The sequence below is a fragment of the bacterium genome (genome assembly GCA_041648665.1).
GTDB lineage: Bacteria > UBA10199 > UBA10199 > 2-02-FULL-44-16 > JAAZCA01 > JAFGMW01.
Genome location: JBAZOP010000156.1, coordinates 1 through 4,392 on the forward strand (window position 1 = coordinate 1; position 4,392 = coordinate 4,392).

5 protein-coding genes are annotated in these 4,392 nt (G+C 59.7%); all 5 read left to right on the top strand.

Annotated features, from left to right (window positions below; all coding sequences use genetic code 11):
- Nucleotides 1-333 (top strand): hypothetical protein (locus tag WC683_19740; GenBank protein MFA4974840.1); only part of this gene is annotated, 333 nt, incomplete at its 5' end.
- Nucleotides 334-357: 24 nt separating this feature from the next.
- On the top strand, nucleotides 358-2,376 hold the full coding sequence (locus WC683_19745; GenBank protein MFA4974841.1) for an oligopeptide transporter, OPT family: 2,019 nt from the start codon (nucleotides 358-360) through the stop codon (nucleotides 2,374-2,376).
- Nucleotides 2,363-2,800, top strand: a complete 438-nt coding sequence (cdd, locus tag WC683_19750) for a cytidine deaminase (GenBank protein MFA4974842.1) — start codon at nucleotides 2,363-2,365, stop codon at nucleotides 2,798-2,800. Before WC683_19745 ends, cdd begins: the two co-directional genes overlap by 14 nt.
- A 213-nt stretch (nucleotides 2,801-3,013) precedes the next feature.
- A complete protein-coding gene (locus tag WC683_19755) occupies nucleotides 3,014-3,652 on the top strand; it encodes a hypothetical protein (protein ID MFA4974843.1) in 639 nt (212 codons plus the stop codon).
- A gap of 79 nt (nucleotides 3,653-3,731) precedes the next feature.
- A partial coding sequence (locus tag WC683_19760; GenBank protein ID MFA4974844.1) for a hypothetical protein occupies nucleotides 3,732-4,392 on the top strand: 661 nt, incomplete at its 3' end.

Below are 4,392 nucleotides of genomic sequence, written 5' to 3' on the forward strand. Positions count from 1 at the left end.
GTCTGGCTCTCCTCCGTTGCTTCTGCTTTGCCCGCAAGCCAAGGTTTTAAATTTCAACGCGCCCTGTTGCAGGGCGGCCGCTGCGAGGCGTGCGTATACGTGGCGAACGGCTACCGGGCGGGCGGCGTGGCGCTCCCCTTGGGCAACTATCACAACCAGGGAGCGCGCGGGTATGCCGCGGAGCATGTGAGCGCAGCCGACTACGACAACGTCCTCAAACTCATCGCCGCACTCGCGCACAGTCCGATCGGCAAGGGGCTCCTGCGCGCAAAGGCGGAGCCGATCAGGAAACATTACGCCGGGCTCAAGCGAAAGCTGCTCGGCACAAAATAGCACATCAATCCAAAGGGGGCGAAGATGGACGACGCAGGGGGCGGGACCCAGCTCAAGGGATTGCCGGAGAACGCGTTCAGGGAGCTCAACGAGGGCGAGCTCTTCAGGCCGCTGGTGGGCGATGATGACAAGGCGCCTGAGGTCACCGCGCGATCGGTGATCATAGGCATCATCATGGCCGTCATCTTCTCCGGATCGATCGCCTACCTCACGCTCAAGATCGGGACCGGCATCGAGGCCGCCATCCCCATCGCGATTATCGCGGTCGGGCTCTCGTATGCGTTCAGGCGCAAGAGCTCGCTGCTCGAGAACATCATGATCGTGGCGATCGGCTCCACCTCCGGCATCGTCGTGGGCGGGGCGGTCTTCACGCTGCCGGCCCTCTATATCATGGGGCTCGACAGCCACACCAACGTCTTCCAGCTCTTCTTCATACCGATGCTGGGCTCGGTGCTCGGGGTCATCCTCCTCATCCCAATGCGCCGCTACTTCGTGAAGGAGATGCACGGCAAGCTGCCCTTCCCCGAGGCGACTGCGACGACGGAGATCCTGGTCGCGGGCCGCAAGGGTGGCCGCGATGCGCGCGTTCTGGGATACACGATGCTGCTGGGCGGGGCGTATGACTTCCTGGCCAGCGCAATGGGCGCATGGCGCGACACATTTTCCACCACATTCATCGGCGCGTTCGGCATGCTCACCACAAAGTTCAAGGCAGTCTTCAGCCTCTCCACCGGCGCTGCGATAACCGCGCTCGGCTACATCGTGGGTCTGCGCTATGCCTCGATCATGGTCGCGGGCGGCGCCCTCTCCTGGCTCGTCCTGGTGCCGGTCTTCGCGTACGTGGACGCGGCGGCAGGCGGCGGCGCGTTCGCGAACCTCACTCACGACGAGATATTCAAATCCCAGGTCCGAATGATCGGCATCGGCGGCATATTCATGGCGGGCGTCATAGGCATAGCGAAGTCCCTGCCGGTGATGTACCGTGCGTTCGCCACCGGCATCCACGAATTCCTCGAGTCCCGCTCGCAGCTCAACCGCGAAGAGAAGACGACCGCGAGGACGGACAAGGACATCAGCATGCATGTGGCGCTGGCGGTCCTCGTCGCCACGGCAGTGGCGGTGCTGGCCTACTTCAAGTTCTCGGCCCTGGCAGGCCAGCCGAACGCCTGGCTCCTGGCTCTCATAGCCCTGGCGGTCACGCTGTTGCTCGGATTCCTCTTCAACTCCGTCTCCGCGTACGCGATCGCGACCATCGGCACCACGCCGATCTCGGGCATGACCATGATGACGCTCGTGATCGCCTGCCTCATACTCGCCAAGATCGGGCTCGCTGGCCCCAATGGGATGGTCTCCGCGCTGCTCATCGGCGGGGTGGTCTGCACCGCGCTTTCGATGTCGGGATCGCTGGTCACTCAGTTCAAGATCTCCTACTGGCTGGGCGCGACCCCCCGCAGGATCGAATGGGCCAACATCTTCGGCTCGGCGATCGCGGCGATCGTCTGCTCGCTGGTCATCATCATGCTCGCGCGGGTCTACGGATTCGCACCCGGGCCGGGGCATCCGAACCCGCTTCCTGCGCCGCAGGCGAACGCCATGGCCGCAGTGATCCAGGGCATCATGGTGCAGGGCAAGGCGCCGTGGTTCCTCTATGCGGTCGGGGCCGCGATCGCGGTCGCCATGGAGCTCGTCGGCGTGGCGCCGCTGGCCTTCGCGCTGGGCATGTACCTGCCGTTCGAGCTCACCACGCCAATGCTCGTCGGCGCGCTGGTTGCGCACGCCGTGAAGGCGAGCGCAAAAGGCAAGCGCTCGGAGCGCAGGCACGCGCGCGGCACGCTCATCGCCTCGGGCCTCATCGCAGGCGGCGCGCTGATGGGGGTTGTGGGCGCGTTCCTGGAGTGGCTCTCCACAGAGGTGGTGAAGCGCCCGATCCTGCCCAAGTTCGGCAACGACGGCGCGTGGGGCAATTGGCTGGGTCTGGTGATGGTGGGCCTGCTCTGCGCCTACGTCTATTGGGACAGCAGGAGGGCCGGTGAAAGCGACTAAGGTCACGGGCAAAAATGTAGGCTGCAGCACCGCAGCGCTCATCGCCGCGGCGAAGAGGGCCAGGGTCCGCGCATACGCGCCCTATTCCTCCTTCAAGGTGGGCGCTGCGCTGGAGGCCACGGATGGCCGCGTATTCACGGGCTGCAACGTGGAGAACGCATCCTACGCGGCCACGTGTTGCGCTGAGCGCACTGCGCTCGCCAAGGCGGTATCAGATGGGGCGCGCAGATTTCGCCGCATCGCCATAGTCGCCGACACGCGAGACCCCTGCCCGCCGTGCGGTATCTGTCGCCAGGCGCTCTACGAGTTCGCCCCGGGCCTCGAGGTCATAATGGCCAACACCAGGGGAAGGGTTGAAATCGCCAGGCTCTCGGATATGCTTCCAAATGCCTTCCACAGCGAAAAGCTGCGCAAGACCAGATAACCCATCAACACCCTATATATAATGATAAGCCTGTGAATCCTCTCTTTGCCGGTGTTGTTAAAAATTAAATTAATTCAATATGTTATGTTGGACTTTAGCTTTATTTTTATTTTTTGAATCCCCGTCAAAAAATCACGCAACTATTTCAGGCGTGATGCGATAATCTCTGCGACAATGATAAGACCTTAGTGTTGCATAAAAAAAGGAGACTCTATGGCAGACAAGGCAACGAAGGTGAATATTCCGCTTTTCATGGAGGTGTTAAGGCAGCTTCCCGGAATAGATGAAGAGGATATCGACGCGGCAAACGCGGCGTTCAAGGATGCGTACAACGGCATTTCACCGGGCAATATGAGTTTTTATACCGGGTACAAGGCGGGCGATGGCGACGTAGTTTCGTTTAAGAACTGGAGCGACTATTATCCCTGCAGTAAATCCACCACGCTGCATTACAAGGACGACGGCTCGATTTTCAATTACGACATCAATGTCTCAGCCAAGACGCCGTTTCTCGTTGCCAGGTATTTTATAGCGACCCTGTTCGGAATGGATGAGTTGTCGGAGGGAGCGCGCGCTGATTTTTACGCCGATCCGCTGAATCCTTATGAAAGCGATCGCCGGTATACGCCTTACGTCCCGGAGTTAATCGATGGGGCAAGGCAGCTGTATCGATGCGTCAAACAAAAGGGAAGCGTCGAGGCCTGCAGTGATTCCCCGGGCATGGAGAAAATTGACGCAATAAAAAAGAAAGAACTGCCCTCTGATCCCCAGCAGAAGGTGCCTAATTTCTTCGACGACGGAGACGTTGAAAAGAAGCCGGAACCGCCGATCAAATTGAACACCTTCGGATGACATCGATCCGTAGGCGGCGAGAAAAGACCGATAAACAACAGCAGGCCGCAGCATCGCGGCCTCATCAGGAGGAGGGGTTATGGGAGACGCATCGGTAAAGTCGAAGGTTGATTTCTCGGCATACTGCCGGGCATTCGAGGTAGTCGAAGATCGCGCAGATGCGTTTGAAGGCAATGCGGGGATCTGCGAGAGACTGGATCCAGGTGACGAATATTACACGGCGGACCAAATGAGCCGTGACCAAGGCGGGGATGGTACGGTGAGCATCCCGAATTTGGCGATCTCAAAAGGCCGGCTGACCAATCTGGGTTCGATCCTGCTCAGAGAGGACGGAACCATTGTCGTGAAAAAGGGCAATGATGAAGAGGAAATCGCTTCCGTCGACTCGGCGCTCGCCGCGTTGTTCATAGCGGGCGCTTTCGGTTTGGACGAGCTTCGCAGCGCGGTCTCGATAGACACCGGGATCGTCGCAGGCATCAGGGCTCTGTATGCCCTCTGCGTCGATGATTCGATGACCTGCAAAGATTCACCTGAGGCGTCTTCCATCGCGGCAAGGCTCTCCGCTGTCGCCAAGGGGCGCTCCGAAGTCGAAAAAATGAAAAAAGAGCTGCAAGAGTCCGCATCCGAAGAAAAAGCGAAAAGTGCAGCGAAAGCCAAAGAGAAGAGCGAAGCCGACATACGAAATAAAATCCGGTGGTACGAGGCTGAGGCGGCGAGATTGATTCCGATGATCGAGGAAG

Bases quoted from the DNA above. Each gene is read 5' to 3' on its own strand.
- WC683_19745 (MFA4974841.1), top strand. From the start codon at position 358: ATGGACGACGCAGGGGGCGGGACCCAGCTCAAGGGATTGCCGGAGAAC.
- WC683_19755 (MFA4974843.1), top strand. From the start codon at position 3,014: ATGGCAGACAAGGCAACGAAGGTGAATATTCCGCTTTTCATGGAGGTG.